At 66.7% G+C, this 418-nt stretch carries 1 pseudogene; it reads right to left on the bottom strand.

Annotated elements, in window-relative coordinates:
* Positions 1-363 (bottom strand): annotated as a pseudogene (locus tag B8460_RS19905) (transposase); the annotation flags it as partial.
* Positions 364-418: the final 55 nt, after the last annotated feature.

Here is a 418-nt window from a genome sequence, read left to right as displayed (position 1 = left end):
GCTGTCCACAACGCCCGCAGTCGGGCTCGCCTCGTGCCCGGCACGTTCGCGGTCGAGCATCACCGACACGTCGTGGATGATCTGGAACAGCATGCCGCACAAACCGGCGAAACCACCAGTAGACCGTCTGCCCGGGGCCCGACTCCTTCGGCAGCATCCGCCAGCCCCCGCCGCTGCGGGCCAGGTAGCGGATCGCTTTCAGCATCTCCCGCAAGTCCGCCCAGGGGGGGCCGGCCACGCTGCGGCGGCCTGGGCATCAGCGGCTTGATCCGATCCCACTCCTCGTCGGTCAGGTCCAGTGGGATAACGCTTGGTCTTGCGCGCAATATCGGCCATCCGGCCACGGCTCTCTCGGCTCCACATCCCAAGCTTGAATCACCGCCGCCGACGCCGCCACAACCATTCTCAAACGAACTCT

Source organism: Acidisphaera rubrifaciens HS-AP3 (assembly GCF_000964365.1).
GTDB lineage: Bacteria > Pseudomonadota > Alphaproteobacteria > Acetobacterales > Acetobacteraceae > Acidisphaera > Acidisphaera rubrifaciens.
The sequence above is the reverse complement of the archived record's forward strand: the minus strand, read 5'-3'. Positions and strand labels throughout refer to the sequence as shown.